We start from the raw sequence: 24,062 nt of genomic DNA, 5'->3' as shown, positions 1-24,062 counted from the left end.
TCGCGCGCCTTAGCAACCGCTGCCCTTGAAGAATTCCTGCACGGCGGTCCTGAAAATGATCTTGATATCCAGCAGGAAGGACCGCTGCTCCAGATAGGCCAGATCGAATTCGAGCCGCATCAGGGCGGCATGCCGGGTGGTGGTTTCACCCCGGTATCCGTTGACCTGGGCAAGGCCGGTCAGTCCCGGTTTCACCTTGTGCCTGTGCATGTAGCGCGGATCCAGCTCCTCGTAGGGAACGCCTGCGGCCAGCATTCCCGGAACATGCGGACGGGGACCGACCAGGGACATCTCTCCGCGCAGGACATTGATCAGCTGAGGCAGTTCGTCGAAATTGCTCTGGCGCAGAAACCGGCCGACCGGGGTAACCCGCGGATCGTTTTCGACCGTCTGCCTGACACCGGACTCGTCGCATTGCTCCACATACATGGTGCGGAACTTGTAGATCTCGAATGTGGTCCCGTTGGCGCCGTGGCGCTTCTGGCGGAAGACCACCGGTCCCTGGCTGTTGACCTTGATCGCCACCGCAGTCGCCACCAGGAGCGGCGCCAGCAGAACCAGGCCTGTGGTTGCTCCAAGGATGTCCACCGTGCGCTTGAGCGCATGACCGGCTTTTGACGGACTGGCGGGCACTGTGCCCGCTGGATAGAGGTCCGCTTCCCCAAGCTGCGTCTGGCGTTCGGCATTGGCGACCCAGCGGACTGTCGATGGTGCGGGCGACAGGCCTGCCAGGGTGCGGCGGATCTTGTGGCCGCGGGACAAAGCCTTTGGAGAGTGGCGGTTTGCAGGCTGGGCGGGTGCGTCGGGCGTTTTGGCGTCCGGCTCCACATGCACCGTCTTGGGCTCAACCTCGTAAGGAACAGCTTCGTGGGACACAGCAGACACTCATCAAAATATGCGAAACGAAATCATTGTCTGTTTTACAAACTAGGTTCCTCTTTTTTCCGCCGCCAGTTAAAGGTTTACAAAGGGTTAACGGACGAATGGGTCGAATAAACTATATAAAACAAACAATTACGCCTCCCGGCCTTGTGGCGGGGAGGCGCTGGAAACATGAACTTTCGGAAAGGGTAAATTATAGCGCAGCTATAAGTTGACTTAAGGTCATGTGCATACAACTGCAATTTAGTAGGCGCGGCCCACGCTGATGTAGTTGAAGCCGCGGTCGCGCATGTCCTCGGTGTCATAGATATTGCGCAGATCGATAATGTTCGGCGATTTCATCGTTGCCTTGACCCGGTCCAGGTCGAGCGCGCGGAACTGGTCCCATTCGGTGACGATCACCAGTGCGTCGGCATTTTCGATGGCATGGTAGGGACCGTCGCAGAAAACCACGTCCTTCATGACGTGGCCGGCCTCTTTCATGCTGGCCGGGTCGAAGGCCCGAACGGTTGCTCCCGCCTCCTGCAGCTTGGCGACAATATCGATGGACGGCGCGTCGCGCATGTCGTCGGTATTGGGCTTGAAGGCAAGGCCCAGGAGGGCAATCGACTTGCCGGACACGTCGCCGCCCAGGAAGTCGATCACCTTGTCGGCCATCTTCTTCTTGCGCGCATCGTTCACCTCGATGACCGCATTGACGATTTTCAGCTCTGCCCCGGCGTCGTGACCGGTTCTCGACAGGGCCAGCGTGTCCTTGGGGAAGCACGAGCCGCCGTAACCGGGGCCGGCATGCAGGAACTTGCCGCCGATCCGGTTGTCCAGACCGATCGCCCGGGAGACTTCCTGGACATTGGCGCCGACATTTTCACAAAGATCGGCGATCTCGTTGATGAAGGTGATCTTGACGGCCAGAAAGGCGTTCGCCGCGTATTTGATCAGCTCCGACGTCCGGCGCCGGGTGACGACAATCGGCGTCTCGTTGAGATAGAGCGGGCGGTACAGCTCGCGCATCACCTTGACCGCCTCTTCGTTGTCCGTACCGACAACGACCCGGTCCGGGCGTTTGAAATCGCTGATGGCGGCACCTTCACGCAGGAATTCCGGATTGGAAACGACAGCGAAATTGGCATCGGGATTGGTCTTGCGGATGATGGCCTCGACTTCATCGCCGGTACCGACCGGAACGGTCGACTTGGTGACAACGACGGTAAAGCCTTCGATCAGTTCTGCAATCTCTTCGGCGGCTGCATAAACATAGGAAAGGTCGGCGTGGCCGTCACCGCGACGGGTCGGTGTGCCAACAGCGATGAAGACCGCATCGGCTGTGCGGATGGCGTCCTTCGCATCTGTTGTGAAATAGAGGCGTTCTTCTGCAACATTCTTGGCGACGAGTTGCTGCAGGCCGGGTTCGTAGATCGGGATCTCGCCGTTGTTCAGGGCATTGATCTTTCCTGCATCCTTGTCGATGCAGGTAACCACATGGCCGAAATCGGCAAAACAGGCTCCGGATACGAGGCCGACATATCCAGTGCCAATCATTGCAACGCGCATTTTGTAATCCAGTCTTCAGCAGAAACAGCGATATATCGCCGGATGGTCCAAGCCTTCTTCAGGCGGGGCAGCTAACAGTCGTCGATTGCAGTAGTATGAAAACCTTGCGATTCCGTAGCGCTGGTCATCGCCGTTATCAGACAGGCCCGGTTGGATGCGACGGCGCAAAAGGTCACGCCGTCTCGATGCCGCACCAGCTTGCCGTAAACAGCGCGATGGTTTCCGTGATCCGCTTGAGCGACGGCAGGTTCACGCGTTCGTCGATGCCGTGGATGTTTTCCGCGATCGGGCCGTAGGTCAGGGCCGGGATGCCCGCGTGATTGGCGAACAGCGTGGCGTCCAGATAGCAGGCCATGATGTAGCGGCCAAGATCGCCGTTATGCACCAGGCCATGGGCCGTCTGGAGCGCGTCTTCCGCGGGCGACGTGTCGGCGAGGCGGTAGCCTGCCTGCATGGTGCCGACCCATTCCACCGTCGGCGCGGACCGGGCGAGGCGGGCGTCCTCGGACAGCAGCGCCGCGATACTGTCTTCGACTTCCCTTGCCCGCTCCCACGGATCCTCGCCGGGGAAGAAGCCGATACGTCCTTCGAAGACGCAGGCAAAGGGGACCGAAGACGGCCATTCGCCACCGGAAATGGTTCCGATATTCAGGCTTGCCGGGTTCCGCAGGTTTTCAAAGCCCGCGTGTTTGTGCCGTTCCTCATTCCAGGTCTTTTCAAGCCTCTTCAGATGGCCGATGAGCTGAATGGCGGCATCGATGGCGCTGAGGCCGGAGTCCGGATCGCGCGGATGGGCGGGAACGCCCCGTGTGGTGATTTTGAACTTGATCACGCCGGCATTGGCGAAGACGAGCTGCTCGTCCGTCGGTTCGGGAATAAGCACCGCATCGGCGGTGTAGCCGCGATGGATGGCAGCGGCCGCGCCGTTGCCGGTGGTCTCTTCATCCACCACCGACTGGATCTGAAGCGGACCGGTCAGCCGGAAGCCGGCAGCTTCAATCGCGTCGACGGCAAAGATATTGGCCACCAGTCCTGCCTTCATATCACCCGCGCCGCGGCCGTAAAGCCAGTCGCCGTCGCGGGTGGCGGAAAACGGCGGGTAGGTCCATGCGGACGGATCAGCGGTCGGCACCACATCCGTATGAGCGTTCAGGATCAGGGAACGGCCCTTTTGCGTTTTCGGCGTCTTGATGCCGGATACGTTGAATGTGTCCGCATAATCGATGGTTGCCGGCGAATAGGCCGGATGTTCGTCGACCGCTTCCGGGTCGACACCGAAACGTTCGACGTCGTAGCTGCGATCGACCAGTGCCCGTGCGACGGTTGCCTGGACGGCTGCCTCTTCCCCCCTGAGCGAAGCGGTCCGAACGAGGTCCTGCAGGAAGGAAACCTGTGTCTCGAAATTGGCCTCGACGGCCTGTTTGATGCGGTCGATATCAGCAGGGGAAAGCGGTTCGGTCATGGAGTATCTCGAGCGGATAGGGGAGGGTGATGCACCGGACCCTATCAACTGAAACCGATCGCCGAAAGCCCTGCGTCCTTTTGGCCGGCAAGCTGCCGGGCTCAGACCGTGAGATGCTGGCGGACCCGGGTCTCCTCCAGGTCGGCGCGCGCACCGGCCATGACGACTTCCCCCCGGTCCATGACGGCAAAGTCGTCCGCAAGGTCCCTCGCGAACTCGAAATACTGCTCGACAAGAACGATGGCCATTTCGCCCTGTTCGCGGAGCCATTCGATCGCCCGGCCGATATCCTTGATGATCGAGGGCTGAATGCCTTCGGTCGGCTCGTCGAGCACCAGAAGCTTCGGTCGGGTAATCAGCGCCCGGGCAATGGCCAGTTGCTGCTGCTGGCCGCCGGACAGGTCGCCGCCCCGGCGCGAGAGCATGGATTTCAAAACCGGAAACAGTTCGAAGATGGTCTCCGGGATCTTCCGGTCCTTGCGGGGGACGCAGGCATAGCCCGTTTCCAGGTTTTCCTTCACCGTGAGCAGCGGGAAGATCTCCCGGCCCTGGGGGACGATGGCGATCCCGCGCTTGGCCCGGGCATGGGGGGCGAGCCGGGAGACGTCCTCACCGTTCCACAGGATCCTGCCGGAACTGACCGGGTGCTGGCCGACGACCGCGCGCAGGGTCGAGGTCTTGCCGACGCCGTTGCGGCCCATGAGGCAGGTGACCTTGCCGACTTCTGCCTTGAGGGATACGCCCTTCAGAGCCTGCGCGGCGCCATAATAGAGATCGATGTTTTCAACGCTCAGCATGGGTCTTTCCTCACCGGCCCAGATAGACTTCGACGACCCGCTCGTCGGCCGAAACATGGTCGAGCGAGCCCTCGGCCAGCACCGAGCCCTCGTGCAGCACGGTAACCTTGACCCCGAGCGAGCGCACGAAGGTCATGTCATGTTCGACCACGACGACGGAGTGGGTCTGGGCGATGTCTTTCAGGAGTTCAGCGGTTTCTGCTGTTTCGGCATCGGTCATGCCGGCGGCCGGTTCGTCCACGAGCAGGAGCTTCGGGTCCTGGGCGAGCAGCATGCCGATTTCCAGCCACTGCTTCTGGCCGTGGGAGAGATTGGCGGCAAGTTCGTTCCGCTTGTCACCGAGCCGGATCAGCTCCAGCAAATCCTCGATCCGCTTTTTCTCGCCGCCGGAGATGACATGAAACAGTGTTGCGAACGGTCCGCGCGGGGCTTTCAGCGCCAGCTCCAGGTTGTCCCAGACCGTATGGCTTTCGAAGACGGTCGGCTTCTGGAATTTCCGGCCGATGCCGAGTTCCGCAATTGCGGCTTCGTCCTCGCCGGTCAGGTCGACGACGCCGTTGAAATAGACCTCGCCGGTATCGGGCCGGGTCTTGCCGGTGATGACGTCCATCATGGTGGTCTTGCCGGCCCCGTTCGGGCCGATGATGGCCCGCATTTCCCCCTCGGCGATCACGAGGGACAGGTCGTTCAGCGCCTTGAAGCCGTCGAAGGACACCGACACGCCATCGAGATAAAGCAGGCTGGTTTGGCGGCTCATGGTGTCACTCCGCAGGCTGGGGTGAGGCGTCCGAAGACGCCCTCTTGTGGGAGACGTCGGCAGGCGCGTCGGGGCTGCCGGGCGGTTCGTCCGATCCGGCCTCGTAGGCGGCAGAGGCGGACCGTTGACGCAGTGCGCTCCAGCCCTGGGAAACCGTGCCGACGATGCCCTTGGGCAGGAACAGGGTCACGCCCAGGAACAGGCCGCCGAGAGCGAACAGCCAGATATCCGGCAGGGCGGCGGTGAACCAGGTCTTGGCGAAGTTGACCAGCACGGCGCCGATGACCGGGCCGATCAGGGTTCCGCGTCCGCCGACGGCCACCCAGATCACCACTTCAATGGAGTTGGCCGGCGAGAACTCGCCCGGATTGATGATGCCGACCTGGGGGACGTAAAGCGCACCGGCAATGCCGGCCATCATGGCCGAGATGGTCCAGACGAACAGCTTGTAGTGTTCCACCCGGTAGCCGAGAAAGCGGGTCCGGCTTTCCGCGTCGCGCACTGCAACCAGCACCTTGCCGAGCTTGGACCGGGTCAGGGCGCGGCACAGCAGGAAGCACAGGGCAAGGGCAAGCCCGGAGGCGATGAACAGACCGGCCCGGGTGCTGTCCGCCTGAACGTCGAACCCGAGAATGTCCTTGAAGTCGGTCAGGCCGTTGTTGCCGCCGAAGCCCATGTCATTGCGGAAGAAGGCGAGCAGCAGCGCATAGGTCAGCGCCTGGGTGATGATCGACAGATAGACGCCGGTGACCCGCGAGCGGAAGGCGAACCAGCCGAAGACGAAGGCAAGCAGGCCCGGCACGAACAACACCATGATCGCCGCGAACGGGAACATGTCGAAGCCATACCAGTACCACGGCAGTTCCTTCCAGTTCAGGAACACCATGAAGTCCGGCAGGAGCGGGTCGCCGTAGACGCCGCGGCTGCCGATCTGGCGCATCAGGTACATGCCCATGGCATAGCCGCCGAGGGCGAAGAACGCGCCGTGGCCGAGCGAGAGAATGCCGCAGTAGCCCCAGACCAGGTCGACCGACAGGGCGAGCAGCGCATAGGTCAGGTACTTGCCCATCAGCGTGACCGCGTAGGTCGGAACGTGCAGCGGGCTGGTCTCCGGCAGGAGAAGGTTCGATGCCGGGATCGCGACGGTCAGTGCCAGAAGGATGATCAGGAACAGACCGGCCCTGGCGTCCAGGGCCCTGAAGAGAAACGAGGTCATCATGCTTCGACTGCCCGGCCCTTGAGGGCGAACAGGCCCCGTGGACGCTTCTGGATAAAGAGGATGATGAAGACGAGCACGAAGATCTTGCCCAGCACGGCTCCCGCATAAGGCTCAAGGAACTTGTTGACGACACCGAGCGTCATGGCGCCGACCAGCGTGCCCCAGAGATTGCCGACCCCGCCGAAGACCACCACCATGAAGCTGTCGATGATGTAGCCCTGGCCGAGGTTGGGCGACACGTTGTCGATCTGGCTGAGGGCCACGCCGGCAATCCCGGCAATACCCGAGCCCAGGCCGAAGGTCAGCGCGTCGATCCAAGGCGTGCGGATGCCCATGGAGGCGGCCATGCGCCGGTTCTGGGTGACGGCCCGGGTGTAAAGGCCGAAGGGCGTCTTCTTCAGAACCAGCATCAGGCCTGCAAACACGGCGAGCGCGAAGAAGATGATCCACATGCGGTTGTAGGTGACGGTCATCTGGCCGATCTCGAAGGCGCCGGACATCCAGTCCGGATTGCCGACTTCCCGGTTGGTCGGGCCGAACAGGGAGCGCACCGCCTGCTGCAGGATCAGCGACAGGCCCCAGGTGGCCAGCAGCGTTTCCAGCGGCCGGCCGTAGAGCCAGCGGATGATGCCGCGTTCGATGCCGACACCGATGGCGCCTGACACGAGGAAGGCCAGCGGAAGCGCGATCAGAAGCGAATAGTCGAACAGGCCGGGGGCGGAATTGCGGATCACCTCCTGCACCATGAAGGTGACGTAGGCGCCGATCATTACCATTTCGCCGTGGGCCATGTTGATGACGCCCATGACGCCGAAGGTAATCGCCAGGCCGATGGCCGCCAGCAGCAGCACGGAGCCGAGCGACAGGCCGTACCAGATGTTCTGGGCATTGTCCCAAAGGGCCAGCGTCTTTTCGATCCGCTTCACCGCGGTCGCCGCCGCCGCCTGCAGGTCGCCTGTCGAGCTGTCGCGAACACCGATCAGAAGGGACAGGGCGTCCCTGTTGCCCATGCTGCTCAGGACTTCGACGGCTTCAAGCTTTTCACCGTCACTGCGGTCGGAATTAAGAACGGCCGCGGCCCGGGCCTGCTCCATGACCAAACGGACTTCATCATTCGTCTCCTTTGCAATAGCGGTATCGAGGCCTTCGATCGCATCCGGATCCTTGGCCTTGAACACCGCTTCGGCAGCCTCCTTGCGCACCTTCGGGTCCGCCGCCATCAGCGTCAGGGATCCGAGTGCCGATCGGATCACCCGGCGCAGGCTGTTGTTGACCTTGATCTTGCTGACTTCTCGCTTTCCGGCTTCGCCGGCGCTTTCCAGCGTCAGCGGGTCGGTCAGCGCATAGCCCTCGCCTGATTTGCTGGTGATGAACACCTGCTTGTCGGACTTCCTGAAATAGAGGTCGCCATCCGAAAGGGCTTCCAGCGCCGGAGCGACCACCGGATTTCCCGTCGCGGCCAGGTCGCCGATCTGCTTCTCGGTCTCCTTGTATTTGCCGTCCGCAAGCGCGTTGATGAGCGGGCGCAGGCTTTCGGTATCGTTCTGGGCTGCTGCCGGGACCGATCCGGCACCGAGAGCAACAACAAGCAATCCGATGACAAGGGCAAGCGATCTGAGCAAGGACATGGGTCCACCGCGTTTGTCTGTCTGTTTTTCCCGATAGGGCTACCGGGAGGAGAAGCAGGAGACGGGCCAAAAGGGCCCGTCTCCGTCTGTTCGCCGGGACTTAGGAGCCCGAACCGCCGCACTTGCCGGTGGCGGTGTTGAAGTTGCCGCAGGATAGCGGTGCGCGCCAATCGGAGATCAGGTCCTTGGAGCCTTCCAGGTAATCGGACCATGCGTCGCCCGGAACGAGGCCGGAGGTTTCCCACACGGTTTCGAACTGGCCGTCTGCCTGGATCTCGCCGATCAGGACCGGCTTGGTGATGTGGTGGTTCGGCATCATGGCCGAGTAGCCGCCGGTCAGGTTCGGCACGGACACGCCGACGAGGGCGTCGATGACCGCATCCGGATCGGTGGTGCCGGCCTTCTCAACGGCCTTCACCCACATGTTGAAGCCGATGTAATGCGCTTCCATCGGGTCGTTGGTCACGCGCTTGTCGTCCTTGATGAACGCGTGCCAGGTGTCGATGAACTGGGCGTTGGCGTCGGTGTCGGCGGACTCGAAGTAGTTCCAGGCAGCCAGGTGGCCGACGAGCGGACCGGTGTCGAGACCGGCGAGTTCTTCCTCACCCACGGAGAAGGCCACGACCGGGATATCTTCGGCCTTGATACCCTGGTTGCCGAGTTCCTTGTAGAACGGCACGTTGGCGTCGCCGTTGATGGTGGAAACCACGGCCGTCTTCTTGCCGGCAGAACCGAAGGCCTTGATGTCGGACACGATCGTCTGCCAGTCGGAATGACCGAACGGCGTGTAGTTGATCATGATGTCTTCTTCAGCGACGCCCTTGGCTTTCAGGTAGGCTTCGAGGATCTTGTTGGTCGTGCGCGGATAGACGTAGTCGGTGCCGGCCAGAACCCAGCGCTCGACGCCTTCATTTTCCATGAGGTAGTCGACGGCCGGGATGGCCTGCTGGTTCGGAGCGGCACCCGTGTAGAACACGTTGCGCTGGGATTCCTCACCTTCGTACTGAACCGGGTAGAACAGGATCGAGTTCAGCTCTTCGAACACCGGCAGGACGGACTTGCGCGATACGGAGGTCCAGCAGCCGAAAACGGCGGAAACCTTGTCGACTTCGATCAGCTCGCGGGCTTTTTCGGCAAACAGCGGCCAGTCGGACGCCGGGTCGACGACCACGGCCTCGAGTTTCTTGCCGAGCAGGCCACCCTTCTTGTTCTGCTCGTCGATGAGCATCAGCATGGCGTCTTTCAGCGTGGTCTCGGAAATGGCCATGGTGCCGGAAAGCGAATGCAGGATGCCGACCTTGATCGTGTCGTCTGCTGCATAAGCGCCGCTGAACATGTTGGATGCCATCAACCCGGCGAGAGCCAGGCCAGTCAGTTTGGTTTTCATGTTGTTCCCCTCTGCGTGATCCCTGTGGAAGCGCTGCGGCAGGCCGATGAGCCGCCGTCGGAGAAGGATCGTGAGGGGAGTTGCCGCAGTGCAACATACGTCGAATGACGTAGTCGGCTGCGCCTTTTGCGCAAAACGCGCAGCCGGTCGATCTCCCGAGAACTGACAAGGGGGTAGAAAAACGGCACTCGGAATGATGCAGGGTGCGCAATAGCGCCGCTTATCGGCCGTATTCGCTTTGCGTTTGATTATTGTTTGGGCAAATGATCAGAAAATAGTCAGATCCTGTCGTGCCATCGTAAGAACAGCGTATTTCTTGAGGGGGCATCCCATCCGCCTGTTCCTGGAAACGGACGTCGGTCCGGAGGCCGGTGACAGAAACAACAGCCGGCCTCGATGAGGCCGGCTGCTGCGGTGATATTCAGAATCGACCGCGTATCCCGATCAGTCGTGATCGCCGCCGTCGCTTCCGCCGTCGCTTCCGCCGTCGCCACCGTCGCTTCCGCCATCGCTTCCGCCATCGCTTCCGCCGTCGCTTCCGCCGCTGTCGCCACCGTCACTGCCGGAGTCGCCGCTGTCCGAGCCGTCATGCCCGGCGCTGTCGTGATCGTTGCTGTCGTGGTCGGCGCTGTCGTCGCCGCCGGCGCCGTTATTGTCATTTGTGTCATGGCCGGCGCGTTCGTCGTTGCCGTGGGTGCCGGTGGTCGCAGTGTCGTTGTCTGCCCCACTGGAGTTTGTGCCGGCACCGGCTCCGGAGAAGTTGCCGCTGATGGCCCCCTTGACCGCATCGCCGAGGCTCCAGGCCATTGCAGAAGATGCGTGGGTAAGAACGAATATCGTTGCGAGCGCTGTAAGTGTCTTTTTCATTTTCTGATCCTTTCTGCTGATCCTCTTCGTGGTGCGCCTCCGTCCCCCGGCGCTGAGAGGAAACTAGCAAAGGGGTTCTGATATCTGGCTGACAGGCGGTATCATAGAATCCTCAGCTTTCCCGAAGCTTACCAGGATAGCTCGAATACGCTGCAACAGTTATCCATGGCCCTTTTCTTGCATATTCGGACCTGCCCCGGGAACCTCCGGAGGCAGAGCAAAACCGTTTCCAAGGTGTTGAAAGTCCCGTATGGCCGCACGCCAACGCATCATCCCTGTCAGGCGTCAGTACAATCAGTGGGTCAACAACCAGACCCTGGAAGATTATGCGTTGCGCTTCACGGCCAAGAGCGCGCGCCGGTTCTCCTCGCGCCGGATCTCGCAAACGGCCATCGGTGCGATTTCCTTTCTGGCGCTTGAGGCCATCGGCGGAGCGATCACCCTGTCCTACGGGACCACCAATGCCTTTGTCGCCATTCTGGTCGGAAGCATCGTCATCCTCTTCATCGGGGTGCCGATCAGCCGTTATGCCATGCGTTACGGCGTCGATATCGACCTGCTCACCCGCGGCGCCGGTTTCGGCTATATCGGGTCGACGGTTACCTCGCTGATCTACGCCAGCTTCACCTTCATCCTGTTCGCCATCGAGGCCTCGATCATGTCCGGCGCCCTGGACTATGCGTTCGGGGTGCCGCTGTGGATCGGCTACATCATCTCGGCGGTGGCGGTGATCCCGCTCGTGACCCACGGCATCACCCTGATCAGCCGGTTCCAGCTGATCACCCAGCCGTTCTGGATCGTCCTCAACATCCTGCCGTTCATCGTGATCGCCTTTTCCGACTGGCAGGCGGTCGGGGCATGGTTCGGCTTCGGCGGGGTCGATCACGCAACAGGGGCGGTGAAGGCCGCCGGACCGGGTTTTTCCGACCTCAACCTGATCAGTTTCGGTGCGGCGTCGGCGGTCATCCTGGCGCTGATGGCGCAGATCGGCGAGCAGGTCGATTTCCTGCGCTTCCTCCCCGCACAGGATTTTGCCCGCAAGCGGCACAAGCTTGCCCTGTTTCTCGCCGGTCCCGGATGGGTCGTGCTTGGTGCGCCGAAAATGCTCGCCGGGTCGTTCCTTGCCGTCCTTGCGCTCTCGGCCGGGATCCCGGTGGATCAGGCGGACGAGCCGTCGCGCATGTATGCGGTCGCCTTCGGCTACATGATCCCGTCGGAACAGATGGCCCTGCTTTTGATGGTCGCCTTCGTGGTTGTCTCGCAGCTCAAGATCAACGTCATGAACGCCTATGCCGGGTCGCTTGCCTGGTCGAACTTCTTTTCCCGGCTGACCCACAGCCATCCGGGGCGGGTCGTCTGGCTGGTGTTCAATGTCGGCATCGCGCTCCTGTTGATGGAGCTTGGCATCTACAAGCTTCTGGAAGAAACGCTCGGCGTGTTTTCCATCATCGCCATGGCCTGGCTTAGCGCCATTTCCGCCGACCTCTTCATCAACAAGCCGCTCGGCCTGTCGCCGCCCGGCATCGAATTCAAGCGCGCGCATCTGTTCGACATCAACCCGGTGGGCACCGGTGGGATGGTGCTTGCCGCCGTCCTGTCCCTGGTTGCCTATTACGGCTATTTCGGCAAGGAAGCTGCAGCCCTGTCCACGTTCATCGCCATGGGTGTCGCCTTCATGGCGGTGCCGGCGATCGCGGCCCTGACAAAGGGCCGTTTCTATCTTGCGCGCAAGCCCCGCAAGAGCTGGCAGAATGCCGATACGATCGCCTGTTCGATCTGCGAAAACCCGTTCGAGCCGGAAGACATGGCCTATTGCCCGGCCTATCAGGCGCCGATCTGCTCGCTGTGCTGTTCGCTCGATGCCCGTTGTCACGACCTGTGCAAGCCGAACGCACGCATCAATCACCAGGTCGGTGTCGTCGCAGCCAGGTTTCTGTCCGAGCGAACGATTGCCCATCTGAACACCCGTCTCGGCCGCTATGCGCTGACGGTGGTGCCGTCGATTGCGGCCATCGGTTTCGTGCTCTGGGTCATATACAATCAGGCGGCGGAGCGGTTTCCCGACTCTGCAGTGATCATCGGCCAGACCGTGGCGCTGGTCTTTTTCGTGTTTGCCGTCGCTGCCGGGATCTCGTCCTGGTTCCTGGTTCTTGCCCATGATACCCGGCGGGTGGCGGAGGAGGAATCGGCGCGCCAGAACGCGTTGCTGCAAAAGGAAATCGACGCCCACCGGATCACCGACGCCGCCCTGCAAAAGGCCAAGGAGGATGCGGAAGCCGCCAACCTTGCCAAGAGCCGCTACGTGGTCGGCCTGTCCCACGAATTGCGCACGCCGCTCAATGCAGTGCTGGGTTATGCCCAGGTGCTGGAGCGGGACAACGCTCTGCCGGAAAGCCGCAAATCCAACGTCAGCACGATCAGAAGGAGCGCGGAGCATCTCTCCGGCCTGATCGACGGGTTGCTCGACATTTCCCGGATCGAGGCCGGACGCCTTCAGGTCTATTCCAACGAAGTCAACATCCACGAGTTCCTCGATCAGATCGTGGACATGTTCAAGATGCAGGCGGCGGCCAGGGGGCTCGGCTTCGAGTTCGCGAAGGCGAAGAACCTGCCGGTCTATGTGCGCACCGACGAAAAGCGCCTGCGCCAGATCCTGGTGAACCTCCTGTCCAACGCGATCAAGTTCACCGATACGGGCACGGTCAGCCTCGAGGTCGGTTACCGGTCGCAGGTCGCGACCTTTACCGTCACCGACACCGGCCCGGGCATTCCGCTTTCCGAACAGACCAAGATCTTCGAGCCGTTCGGGCGCAGCGAGGACGAGAAAATCAAGCGGACGCCGGGGCTGGGTCTGGGTTTGACAATCACCAAGCTCCTCGCCGAAACCCTCGGCGGCGCGATTGCGCTGTCCAGCGAGCCCGGCAAGGGGAGTGCCTTCGAAGTCCGGCTCATGCTGGCCGAAGTGGCCCGGCCGGTGAAGGTGCGGCCGCCGGAACAGCGGATCCGCGGCTATGCGGGCGAGCGACGCACGATTGCGGTCGTCGACGACAATCCGGATCACAGGGCGCTGATCCGCGAAATCCTGACGCCGCTCGGCTTCGACCTCAAGGAGGCCAATAGCGGCGCGGAATGCCTGGATGAAATTGGAAAAGGCGAAGCCGATCTGTTCCTGATCGACATCCTGATGCCCGGAATGAACGGCTGGGAACTCGTCAAACGCCTGCGCGAAGAAGGCATGGACCAGCCCGTGATCATGCTCTCGGCGAATATCGGCGATCAGACGCTACGGCCGGACGGGCCGAGCCTGCACGATGATACGCTGGCAAAGCCGTTCGATCTGCGCCAGCTTCTGGACAAGATCCAGAAACATCTGGACCTGACCTGGACCGGAGACGATGTGAAGAACAGGCCGCAGGCCAACGGCCATGTTGCAGACGACCCGGTCATCAATCCGGGGACTATTCATGTCCGCGAACTGATCAGCCTGGGAGAAATCGGCTATATCCATGGAATCGAGGCCAAGCTTGCCGAGCTTTCCGGTAATCCGGAAAACGGTCCGCTGGTCACCACCTTGCGCGGGCATCTGAAACAGTTCGATTTCGACAGCTACACCAAGGTCCTGGAAGGACTTGCCGCCGATGACTGAAAAGCAGCGCGACATTGTCCTGGTCGTTGACGATTCTCCCGAAACCCTGGGCTTTCTGACCCAGGCCCTGGAAAATGCCGGCGTGACTGTCCTTGTGGCCACCAGCGGGGCCGCGGCGCTGTCCGTTGCCGACCGGGTGACGCCGGACATGATCCTGATGGACGCCATCATGCCCGGCCTGTCCGGGTTCGAAACCTGCGAGCAGATCAAGGCCAAGGCTCATCTTCAGCACGTGCCGGTGATCTTCATGACCGGCCTGAGCGAGACCGAACATATCGTCCACGCGCTGGAATCCGGCGGGGTCGATTTTCTGACCAAGCCGATTAACATCGACGAGCTTCAGGCCCGCATCCGGGTTCATCTGGCCAATTCCCGCTCGGTGCAAAGCGCGCGGATCGCACTCGATGCCGCCGGCCGGCACCTGCTTGCGGTCTCCCGCGCAGGCGACCTGCACTGGTCGACGCCGCAAACGCACCAGCTCATCGGCACCACGCCGAGCGGTGATGCGCTGTTGAAGGAAATTGCCGGCGCGCTGGGCGAGTGGCTCGGCCGCGAAGAAGGCGCCTCATCGGCCCGTCTCGATCCGTTCGCGCTCAATCCGGGCGGCGAATTGAACCTGCAGATGCAGTATCTCGGCTCGGTCGGGCCGGATGAGTATCTGTTCCGGATGACGACGAGCGACCATCCGAACCAGACGGATGTGCTGCAGCAGCATTTCGGCCTGACCGCGCGCGAGGCGGATGTCCTCTTGTGGATCGCCAAGGGCAAGGCGAACCGGGACATCGGCGAGATCCTCAGCCTGTCCCCGCGCACGGTGAACAAGCATCTGGAGCAGATCTACCAGAAGCTCGGCGTGGAAAACCGCGCCTCGGCGGCGGTGCGCGCCGCCCAGGTGCTTTACGAACTCTGAGAGTGAGCCCTTACGCCGCCTTGCGCACTGTCGCCGGTCGGTCGGCCTTCGTTTCCGCCGCATAGAGCGCCAGCGCGCCGAAGCGGTAGAAGCCGTGCACGAACTTGCCATAGGGCATGGTCAGGAACAGGGCGAAGACCACGCCGAGGTGGACGGACAAGGTGATGCCCAGGGCCGGAGTGTCCCGCAGCGCCATCAGCAGCAGGCCGGTCAGGCCGGTCGCGAACAGCATGGCAAGGAAGGCCGTCTCCATGCCGAACTTCGACCTGTCCACCATATCCGGGTCCCGTGTCAGCTTGGCCTTCATCAGGCCGATCGTGCCGATCACAAGGCCGATTCCGCCGGGAATGCCGAACAGCTTCGGCAGGGAGAAGAGGCCGTAGGGGGCTTCCCAGCCGAAGCCGTAGTGATAGACCGTGCCGATACAGGTTGCGGCGAAGCACAGCAGGAAGCCGTAGAAGGTGAGGTGATGGTAGAGCCGCCGGTTGTCGGTCGGCCGTTCGTCCTCGTTGTAGCAACCGACCCCGCCGCCATCGAGATAGCGGAGCGCAGCGGCATCCTTGACCGCCTGCCACAGGGAAAGCCCGGACCCGGCCGCGACGCTGCTTGCGCCCACATCCTTCCAGAAATTGGCAAAGCCCATGATCAGCGCCAGGGCCGCGTAGAGCGCGACTGCGCCGAACAGGCCGGCCATGACCGTATGCGGCATCAGCTTGTAGAAGTTCCCGGTGGTCGAGGTCAGGGCCGACGGGTCGTGCCAGACCGCAAAGCCCAGGATGAAGCCTGCGATGGCGAGCGCCGTCACGATCGCAATGGCAAGGCCGTTGCGGTCGAACATCGGCTGGAACGCCTTCGGCCAGGCGTACTGCCGGTAGCTGTCGGTGCGCACCCGGGAGAGGATTTTCGGCACGTTGACATTGAACTCGTGCGGCGGCGAAAACTGGCAGTCCGCGTAGCAGGCGCCGCAGTTGTGGCAGAGGTTCGCCAGATAGTTCAGGTCGCCGTCGGCAAAGCTCCGGCGCAGTTCCATGGCAGGGAAGACGGCGCACACGCCCTCGCAGTAACGGCACGAGTTGCAGACCGTCATCAGCCGTTCCGCTTCCTGCAGATGATCAGTTGCATGCATGCTGAGCGGCTCCTTCGCCTGCGATCTTTCCGAATACACTGCCGATGGTCATGCCGACACCTGCGGCATAGCCCTTGCCGAGCACGTTGCCGGCCATGATTTCACCCGCCGAGAACATGTTTTCAGCGCCTCCGCCCGATGCCATCTGCATCCGGGCGTCCTTGTCGACCCGGGTGCCGAGATAGGTGAAGGTGATGCCCGGCCGGACGGGGTAGGCGTAATAGGGCGGGTCTTCCAGCTTCGTGGCCCAATGGGTCTTTTCGATTGCGAGCCCCTTGGTGCGGCAGTCGTCGAAGACGGTGTGATCGAAGGTGCCCGGCTGGACCGCATCGTTGAAGCCGCTGACCGTCGCCTCCAGTTTCTCAGCCGGCAAATCCAGTTTCTGCGCCAGCTCCGCGATCGACTGCGCCTCGATCGGCGGGAACAGGGACGGCATGAACTTCTTCAGGGATTTAGAATCGAAGACGATATAGGCAATCTGGTCCGGCTGGGCGGCAACGAGCCGGCCCCAGATGGCGTAGCGCTTCGGCCAGAAGTCTTCGCCCTCGTCATAAAAGCGCTCCGCGTTCCGGTTGACCACGATGCCGAAGACGACACAGTCGAGGCGGGTGATGATGCCGCCGTCGTATTTCGGCGCGCGCGCGTCGATGGCGACCGCATGGCACTGGGTCGGGTCGCCGATGGCTTCCACGCCGCTACCAAGCAGCATCTTGAGCACGTCGCCGCGGTTATAAGGCGTGCCGCGGATCAGGAAGTTTTCCGCGCACTCGCCCCAGCCTTCCTTCAGCCAGTCGATATTGGCTTCAAAGCCGCCGGCCGCGGCGACAAGAGACCTGGCGGTGATCTTCGTGTCCTTGCCGTTGACCCTGGCGATAGCGGAACGGAAGGTGCCGTTGTCGATGTCGAGGCTTGTGACCGGGGCATCGTAGAGCACGTCGATGCCGAGCTTTTCCGCCGTCAGGTAGAGCGCATTCAGCATTGCGCGGCCGCCGCCGAGGAAGAAGGAGTTGGTGCGCCCCAGGCTCAGCGTGCCGCCGAGAGACGGCTGGAAACGCACGCCCTGTTCCGCAATCCAGGTCAGCATTTCCTTGGACTTGGTGATCATGTGCCGGGCAAGGGCCTCGTCGGTATTGCCTTCGGTCACGCGCAGCAGATCGTCCCAGAATTCCTCTTCAGTATAAGGACCGGTCAGCGTGTCGGTCGCCGTGTCGTGGGCGCAGCGCATGTTGCGGGTGTGGCGCGTGTTGCCGCCCCGATAGAATTTCGGCGCGCCCTCGACCACCAGAACTTTCGCGCCCTTGCGCCGGGCAGCGATGGCCGCGCAAAGCGCAGCATTGCCGCCGCCGATCACCAGAACATCGGTGTCGATGCTCTCAACTGTCATTTCGCTCTCCCCTTCAGATGCCGGAGGGCCGGAGCCACCGGATCACGTCCGGTGTATATACGGAATTAGGATACCTTTGTATACTAATGTCGACTAAATTTTCCAGATGACGTTTTTGTGCCTATGATGCCGGATCGCTGCTATGACGGCGTGAGGAAGCGGCCCCATGAAAGAGGCAGGATGGTGGATCAGGACGTGGCACTGGTGCGGCAGGAGCGGGGCCGGGGAGACAGCTCCCGGGGCAGCAAGGTCTATCAGGCGCTGCTGGAGCGTATCCGCAACGGCACGCTGCCGCCGGGGTCGCGGATGCGGGAGGACGAGATCGCTTCCCTGCTCGGCGTCAGCCGAACACCTGTGCGCGAGGCGCTGGCCCGGCTGCAGGCGAGGGGGCTGGTCGAAAGCGCGCGCGGCGGCTGGACGATCGTCGAACTCACCCGCTCCCAGGTCATGGAGCTTTACGCCATGCGCGGCGTTCTGGAGGGGGCTGCCGCCCGTTTTGCCGCGGAAAATGCCTCTTCCAGCGAAATTGCCGGCCTGAAACACGTAGCCGAAATGTTCGCAAGGTCGGAGAGCGATGCTTCTGAGCGCGCACGGGTCAACATGATCTTCCACGAGGCGATCTACGAGGCGGCCCACAACACCTATCTGATCCGCATGCTGCAGGACCTGAACGATTCGCTTGCCCTGCTGTCGGATACGACCTTTACGGTCGAGGGGCGTGTGGAAGGGGCCGAAGTCGAGCACGGCCTGATCCTGGCCGCCATCGAGGCCCGGTCGCCGGATGCGGCCGAACAGGCGGCGCGCGCCCATATTCGTCATGCGCTCGAGGCCCGTCTCACCCTGCTTTTCGAGCGCCGCTAGGTTTCTCCCGAGTCGCGAGGGCCGGGAGAAAATCCCGTGGCTGCACTTGTGTTGCAGTGCATTTAGTATACAGTTGAATGCAATCTCATCGTTTACCGAGAAGCATTCCTCTTGGCTTTCGACTTCGACAAGACAAAATTGCGGCAGCAGGCGGCGACGCTTGCGATTTCGGTTGCCGGTGTCGCGATCTTTCATTTCCTGCACCTGCCCCTGCCGTTCCTGTTCGGGCCCATGCTCGGCAGTCTGATTGCAGCGCTGCTGGGTGCACGGCTGCGCGGCGCGGGGCAGATTTCCGTCGGCGCCAGAACGATCCTGGGCATTGCTGTCGGCGCGTCGATCACCCCGGCCGTTGTCGGACAGGTGCCGCACATGCTGGCATCAGTTGCCCTTATTCCGCTTTACATCGTGATCATCGCGCTGATCGGCGTTCCCTATTTCTACAAGGTCTGCAAGTTCGACCTGCCGACCTCCTATTACGCCGCGATGCCGGGCGGCCTGCAGGACATGGTCATTTTCGGAACCGAGGCCGGCGGCAATGTGCGCGCCCTGTCCCTTGTCCATGCGACGCGGGTCCTGGTGATCGTCTCCATCGCGCCGATCATTCTGGTGCAGGGAATGGGCGCGCATCTGGAGCATCCCATCGGCGCGCCTGCGGCCTCCCTGCCGCTCCATGAAATGGCGGTGATGGTCATCGTCGCCTTCGTCGGCTGGAAAGGGGGCGAACGCATCGGCCTGTTCGGCGCCTCGATCCTCGGGCCGATGATCCTGACGGCGATCCTGTCCCTGACCGGCGTCATCCATTCCAGGCCGCCGGCCGAAGCCATCCTGTTCGCACAGTTCTTCATCGGCATGGGGATCGGTGTCGGCTATGTCGGCGTGACGCTGGACGAGCTCAGGCACTTCGTCCTGTCCGGCATCGTCTACGTGCTGATCCTGGCAGTGGTGGCCGCGGGCTTCACCGAAATCGTTGTCCTGGCCGGCTTTGCGCAGCAACGAGAGGGCTTCCTGGCCTTCTCGCCCGGCGGTCAGGCCGAAATGACAGTGCTGTCCATCATCGCCGGCGCGGATCTCGGCTTCGTGGTGGTCCACCATCTCACGAGAATTGTCACCGTCATCACCGGTGCGCCCATCGTCGGCCACGTCCTGAAGGTGCGCGACGCAAAACAGAAAAACGGCGGCTGATCCGTCCGGTCCAGCCGCCTGATGGGAACTTATTTCCAGACTTCCGGATTGATCATGTTGATCGGGGCGCCTTGGTCATAGGCAACGATCTGGTCGAAGATATCTGAAAATTGCAGGTCGTATTCGTCTTCGGTGACGAAGCCGATATGCGGCGTTCCGATGAGGTTCGGATGATGCACCAGCGGATCGGCCGGATCTGTCACCGGTTCGGCATCGAAAACGTCGACGGCGGCAAAACCGGGTCTGCCGGCGTTGAGGGCACCAAGCAGCGCTCCTTGTTCCACGAGACCGGCACGCGACGTGTTCACGAACAGGGCAGTTGGTTTCATGCATGCCAGGTCGGCGGCAGTGATCAGGCCCTTCGTTTCGGGTTTCATGCGCACGTGAACGCTGACGACATCGGCCTGTGAGAAGAAGGCCTCGCGGGAGGCTGCAACCGTCTCGCCGTCTTCAACGGCGCGCTTGCGCGAGCCTTCCGAGGCCCAGAAGTTGACCTTCATGCCAAAGGCCTTGCCGTAGCCTGCGACCACCTTGCCGATCCGGCCGTAACCGTAGACGCCGAGGGTGCGGCCGCGCAGGGTCTTGCCGACGCCCATCTGCCACTTGCCCGCCTTCAGTGAGGCATTCTGCTGCGGGATCTGGCGCATGCTTGCAAGGATCAGCGCCCATGTCATTTCGGCCGCCGCATAGGACGGCGTGTCCGCATGCATGTTGGAGCACAGCAAAATGCCGTTCCGGGTGCAGCCCTCCACATCCACATGCGGATAGACGCTGCGCTGGCTGATGAGCTTCAGGTTCGGCAGCCGGTCGAGGAGTTCGCCGGTGATCTTGGTGCGTTCACGGAACAGGACGACCGCATCGAAGCCGGTAAGCCGCTCTGCCAGGGCGCCGGTTTCCTGCACATGGTCGTTGAAGACCGTGACGTCGTGACCGTCCAGCTTCGCGAAACAGGGCAGGGTCCGCAGCGTGTCGAAATAATCGTCCAGAATGGCAATCTTCATGTGTTTCAGGGAGCTCTCGGAGTTGGAACGTGAAATTCGGCGGAAAATTCCTGGAGCAGCCGGCTCACGCGCCTGCGTTCGGCCAGCAGATGATTGTACTGGGCGTCACAGGCCGAATAGGGCGGCGGATAGTCGGCAATTTCCCGGTCGAGGAGTTGTTTGGCGGTGACAAGTTCGCCGTGTGCGACCTGCATACAGTCTGAAAAGGATACGGTCATGGCTACCCTCCATCATGTGTATTCAAGTGTATACAAAATGGAAGGGCCATGCAAGGCAGCAGGTGGCGAAACCACAGGATAACAACCTTCCGGGTGGAAGACGCGAATCTCGCCGGAGACGGGTTAGGTGGCGGGTCCGCCTGAAAGCCAGGTGTCGCCGCGGGCGTAGAGCGCCTCGACTTCGGGGCCGTAGAGGCCGGGCATGTCCGGCTTCACCTTGTAGCCGATCCCGGCCTGCAGATAGGCGAGATGCCGGTATCCTTCCGGGAACGAGGCAAGCACCTGCGGGTCGAGCTTCGGCGCCTTGGTCGGATCGATCGGGTCGAGCCGGTCCTTCTCGTAGATCGGCTGGCGCAGGACCAGGCCCCACTTGCCGTCCCGCTTTTCGATGAAATCGTAGAAACGGCCGGTGCAGACCACGTCGCACATCACGCCTTCCACTTCCGCCCGCTGGCTGATGGTCATCTTCGTCTGGGCGATGGCCCGGTTGCCGCTGAGCTCGATCGAGGTGCCGCCGAGGAAATGAAGGATGCGCACGCCTTTTTGAAAGCCGGATTCGCTGACGGCGATGAATTCATCCGCCGTTCCCTGGAACCAGGTGGCCTGCATGACGCCGTCGTCGTGCCACACGGTCCGGAACCGCTTCCAGTCACAGGCGTCGCGCCACACGGCCCAGTTTTCCACCAGATCCCGGATGGCCAGACGATCCACCAATTCCTCAGAAAAGGACATGCTCCCAATTCCTCCCGTTTTGTGTCCATTTGCCCGAAATCTTCTGCGGCAAATGTCCTTTGAGCCCTCCAGCGCTGATTTCAGGGGATCCTTCTCCCCGACGCCATTGGACGGATGGACCATCCCCGTAAATGGCCATTGCCGTCAAGGGCGGGGAGCGTTCGCAATGCCTGTTCCTCGATTGGTTCTGGCACTCCAGACCGGGCCTGCTAAGCTGCCGCCAACGCAACAGTCCTGCGATGCCCAGTGTCCTTCACGATCCGACAACTTCAGTATTTCGTCGCCGCCGCCGAAAAAGGCTCCATTTCCGGGGCGGCCCAGTCGTTTTCGATTTCCCAGTCGTCCGTGACCGAGGCGATCAAGGAACTGGAAAGCGATCTTGGCGTGACCCTGTTCGAGCGCCACTCCCGCGGCCTTACGATTACCCACAAGGGGCACCAGTTCCTGCGGCATGCGACCGATATCCTGGCCAATGTTTCCGATGCCCGCCGGGCCTTCGCCGACCAGCCGAGCGAGATCAAGGGAACGCTCAATCTCGGCGTGACCTCGCTCGTCGCCGGCTATGTGCTGTCCGACATCCTGGCCCGCTTCCGCAGGGCCTATCCGGGGGTGAATATCACCGCGACCGAGGACAGCGGCGAATATCTGGAGCACCTGCTGATCGGCGGCGAGCTGGATGTGGCGGTCATGGTGGTCTCGAACCTGCGCGACCGCATGGCGCTGCAGTCGGAGATCCTGGAGGTGTCGCCCTACCGCCTGTGGCTGCCGCTCGGCCATCGCCTCGAGACCCCCGACAGCATTTCCCTGTCCGAATTGGCCGGCGAGCCGCTGATCATGCTGATGCTGGATGAGATCGAGGAAGCCACCGGCAAGCTTCTGGGCGCGCTCGGATCCCGGCCGCCGGTCGCCTTCCGCACGCGCTCCGTCGAAGCCGTGCGCAGCCTGGTGGCCACCGGCGCCGGCATCGCCATTCTTCCCGATCTTGTCTACCGGCCGTGGTCGCTCGAAGGCGACCGCCTTGAATCGCGTGATGTTTCGGGCGCCTTGCCCGTGGTGCAGGTCGGTATCGTCTGGCGCAAGGGTTCCGCGCCCAAGCAGACGACCGTCAATTTCATCAATGTCGCCAAGGCGCAGAGAATGTTGCGGAATCGATAAGCTATCGGAATTTCCGATAGAACCTTTCTGATTTTTGAATTTGCGAAGGCTCCCTCCGGCGCGCAAGCTGTCCCTCGGATTTCCGAACGGAAGTGCTTGGGCAATCCATTCTGAGGGGAAGGCTTGCAAATGAAAAAACTGCTTACTAGCTGTTCCGTCCTGTCACTCGTCATCGCGCAAGGCGCGAGCGTGCAGGCTGCGGACATGATCACCGAACTGGGCAAACCGGAAGGACAGGTGAATATCGTCGCCTGGCCGGGTTACATCGAGCGCGGCGAAACCGACAAGGCCTACGACTGGGTCACGAAATTCGAGGAAAAGAGCGGCTGCAAGGTCCAGGTCAAGACCGCCAACACCTCCGACGAGATGGTCGCCCTGATGAACGAAGGCGGCTTCGATCTGGTCACCGCCTCCGGCGATGCGTCCCTGCGCCTGATCGCGGGCAAGCGCGTCCAGCCGGTGAACATCAGCCTGATTCCGAGCTGGTCCAAGGTGGACGACCGGCTCAAGGATGCCCCATGGCACACCGTGAACGGCGTGCATTACGGCGTTCCCTACATGTGGGGCCCGAACGTCCTCATGTACAACACCGACGTCTTCAAGGACGCGCCGAAGAGCTGGAACGTTGTCTTCGAGGAAATGACCCTGCCGGACGGCAAGTCCAACCAGGGGCGGGTGCAGGCCTATGACGGCCCGATCCACATTGCAGATGCCGCCAACTACCTGATGGCGCACAAGCCGGAACTCGGCATCAAGAGCCCGTATGAGCTGAACGAGGACCAGTATGCCGCAGCGCTCGACCTGTTGCGCGAGCAGCGTAAGCTGGTCTCCCGCTACTGGCACGATGCCTTCATGCAGATCGACGACTTCAAGAACGAAGGCGTCGTTGCATCTGGTTCCTGGCCGTTCCAGGTCGGTCTGCTCCAGAGCGAAAAACAGCCGATTGGCTCCACCATTCCCGAAGAAGGCGCCACCGGCTGGGCCGACACGACCATGATGCACGCGGATGCGGAGAACCCGACCTGCGCCTATCTGTGGATGGAGCACACGCTGTCGTCCAATCTGCAGAGCGACCTGTCGGTCTGGTTCGGCGCCGTCCCGTCGGTTCCGGCCGCCTGCACCGACGGCAGCGGTCTGCAGACCGCGGAAGGCTGTGCGGCAAACGGCATGGAGGACTTCGAGAAGATCAAGTTCTGGACCACGCCGGTGTCCAAATGCGCCAGCCAGGATCAGTGCGTGCCCTATTACCGCTGGGTCTCCGACTATATCGCCGTGATCGGCGGCCGCTGATCCTTCA

General features: G+C 62.0%; 20 protein-coding genes. 6 read left to right on the top strand and 14 right to left on the bottom strand.

Annotation, left to right across the window (positions count from 1 at the left end; all coding sequences use genetic code 11):
- Positions 1–9 precede the first annotated feature (9 nt).
- The 9 genes from HK439_RS12140 to HK439_RS12100 all read right to left on the bottom strand — a co-directional run bounded on the left by HK439_RS12140 (position 10) and on the right by HK439_RS12100 (position 10,550).
- Entirely contained in the window at positions 10–876 is an 867-nt protein-coding gene (locus tag HK439_RS12140) for a sugar transferase (protein ID WP_209011760.1), read from the bottom strand.
- 249 nt (positions 877–1,125) lie between these two features.
- Positions 1,126–2,433, bottom strand: coding sequence for a UDP-glucose dehydrogenase family protein (locus tag HK439_RS12135; RefSeq protein WP_190291773.1), 1,308 nt, complete (start codon positions 2,431–2,433; stop codon positions 1,126–1,128).
- Between the two features lie 172 nt (positions 2,434–2,605).
- Positions 2,606–3,895 carry an ArgE/DapE family deacylase gene (locus HK439_RS12130; protein ID WP_190291772.1) on the bottom strand — a complete coding sequence of 430 codons (1,290 nt, stop codon included), beginning with the start codon at positions 3,893–3,895 and terminating at the stop codon, positions 2,606–2,608.
- Positions 3,896–3,996: 101 nt separating this feature from the next.
- A complete protein-coding gene (gene urtE / locus HK439_RS12125) occupies positions 3,997–4,692 on the bottom strand; it encodes an urea ABC transporter ATP-binding subunit UrtE (protein ID WP_190291771.1) in 696 nt (231 codons plus the stop codon).
- 10 nt (positions 4,693–4,702) lie between these two features.
- Positions 4,703–5,449 (bottom strand): urea ABC transporter ATP-binding protein UrtD, encoded by a 747-nt coding sequence (gene urtD / locus HK439_RS12120; RefSeq protein WP_190291770.1) that lies wholly within the window; start codon positions 5,447–5,449, stop codon positions 4,703–4,705.
- A gap of 4 nt (positions 5,450–5,453) precedes the next feature.
- Complete coding sequence (gene urtC / locus HK439_RS12115; RefSeq protein WP_190291769.1) at positions 5,454–6,668, bottom strand: urea ABC transporter permease subunit UrtC; 1,215 nt, start codon at positions 6,666–6,668, stop codon at positions 5,454–5,456.
- The gene (urtB, locus tag HK439_RS12110) at positions 6,665–8,296 is read right to left on the bottom strand and encodes an urea ABC transporter permease subunit UrtB (RefSeq protein ID WP_190291768.1); all 1,632 of its coding nucleotides are present in this window, start codon (positions 8,294–8,296) and stop codon (positions 6,665–6,667) included. Before urtB ends, urtC begins: the two co-directional genes overlap by 4 nt.
- A 100-nt stretch (positions 8,297–8,396) precedes the next feature.
- A complete protein-coding gene (gene urtA / locus HK439_RS12105) occupies positions 8,397–9,683 on the bottom strand; it encodes an urea ABC transporter substrate-binding protein (protein ID WP_190291767.1) in 1,287 nt (428 codons plus the stop codon).
- Positions 9,684–10,127: 444 nt separating this feature from the next.
- Positions 10,128–10,550 carry a hypothetical protein gene (locus tag HK439_RS12100; RefSeq protein ID WP_190291766.1) on the bottom strand — a complete coding sequence of 141 codons (423 nt, stop codon included), beginning with the start codon at positions 10,548–10,550 and terminating at the stop codon, positions 10,128–10,130.
- A 250-nt stretch (positions 10,551–10,800) separates the two neighbouring features.
- Here HK439_RS12100 and HK439_RS12095 point away from each other — a divergent pair, with 250 nt between their 5' ends.
- Both HK439_RS12095 and HK439_RS12090 read left to right on the top strand, forming a co-directional pair.
- Entirely contained in the window at positions 10,801–14,196 is a 3,396-nt protein-coding gene (locus tag HK439_RS12095) for an ATP-binding protein (RefSeq protein ID WP_190291765.1), read from the top strand.
- Positions 14,189–15,106: a response regulator gene (locus tag HK439_RS12090; RefSeq protein WP_190291764.1), complete on the top strand. Its 918-nt coding sequence runs from the start codon at positions 14,189–14,191 to the stop codon at positions 15,104–15,106. Before HK439_RS12095 ends, HK439_RS12090 begins: the two co-directional genes overlap by 8 nt.
- 10 nt (positions 15,107–15,116) lie before the next feature.
- Here HK439_RS12090 and tcuB read toward each other — a convergent pair whose 3' ends face one another.
- Positions 15,117–16,232 (bottom strand): tricarballylate utilization 4Fe-4S protein TcuB, encoded by a 1,116-nt coding sequence (gene tcuB, locus HK439_RS12085; protein ID WP_190291763.1) that lies wholly within the window; start codon positions 16,230–16,232, stop codon positions 15,117–15,119.
- Positions 16,219–17,616, bottom strand: a complete 1,398-nt coding sequence (gene tcuA / locus HK439_RS12080) for an FAD-dependent tricarballylate dehydrogenase TcuA (RefSeq protein WP_190291762.1) — start codon at positions 17,614–17,616, stop codon at positions 16,219–16,221. Before tcuA ends, tcuB begins: the two co-directional genes overlap by 14 nt.
- A 180-nt stretch (positions 17,617–17,796) precedes the next feature.
- Here tcuA and HK439_RS12075 point away from each other — a divergent pair, with 180 nt between their 5' ends.
- Both HK439_RS12075 and HK439_RS12070 read left to right on the top strand, forming a co-directional pair.
- A complete protein-coding gene (locus HK439_RS12075; protein WP_190291761.1) occupies positions 17,797–18,477 on the top strand; it encodes a GntR family transcriptional regulator in 681 nt (226 codons plus the stop codon).
- Positions 18,478–18,588: 111 nt separating this feature from the next.
- Positions 18,589–19,659 carry an AbrB family transcriptional regulator gene (locus tag HK439_RS12070; RefSeq protein WP_209011759.1) on the top strand — a complete coding sequence of 357 codons (1,071 nt, stop codon included), beginning with the start codon at positions 18,589–18,591 and terminating at the stop codon, positions 19,657–19,659.
- A gap of 29 nt (positions 19,660–19,688) precedes the next feature.
- Here HK439_RS12070 and HK439_RS12065 read toward each other — a convergent pair whose 3' ends face one another.
- From HK439_RS12065 to HK439_RS12055, 3 genes are all read right to left on the bottom strand, one after another.
- A complete protein-coding gene (locus tag HK439_RS12065; RefSeq protein WP_190291760.1) occupies positions 19,689–20,660 on the bottom strand; it encodes a D-2-hydroxyacid dehydrogenase family protein in 972 nt (323 codons plus the stop codon).
- 5 nt (positions 20,661–20,665) lie between these two features.
- Positions 20,666–20,878, bottom strand: coding sequence for a hypothetical protein (locus tag HK439_RS12060; protein ID WP_190291759.1), 213 nt, complete (start codon positions 20,876–20,878; stop codon positions 20,666–20,668).
- 123 nt (positions 20,879–21,001) lie between these two features.
- A complete protein-coding gene (locus HK439_RS12055) occupies positions 21,002–21,610 on the bottom strand; it encodes a nuclear transport factor 2 family protein (protein ID WP_190291758.1) in 609 nt (202 codons plus the stop codon).
- A gap of 246 nt (positions 21,611–21,856) precedes the next feature.
- Between HK439_RS12055 and HK439_RS12050 the strand changes: the two genes are divergently transcribed.
- Positions 21,857–22,765: a LysR family transcriptional regulator gene (locus HK439_RS12050; protein ID WP_190291757.1), complete on the top strand. Its 909-nt coding sequence runs from the start codon at positions 21,857–21,859 to the stop codon at positions 22,763–22,765.
- A gap of 129 nt (positions 22,766–22,894) precedes the next feature.
- Positions 22,895–24,055 carry an ABC transporter substrate-binding protein gene (locus HK439_RS12045; RefSeq protein WP_190291756.1) on the top strand — a complete coding sequence of 387 codons (1,161 nt, stop codon included), beginning with the start codon at positions 22,895–22,897 and terminating at the stop codon, positions 24,053–24,055.
- Positions 24,056–24,062 lie beyond the last annotated feature (7 nt).

This window comes from Roseibium aggregatum (genome assembly GCF_014692675.1).
GTDB lineage: Bacteria > Pseudomonadota > Alphaproteobacteria > Rhizobiales > Stappiaceae > Roseibium > Roseibium aggregatum_C.
This window is presented reverse-complemented; position numbering and strand designations above follow the sequence as displayed.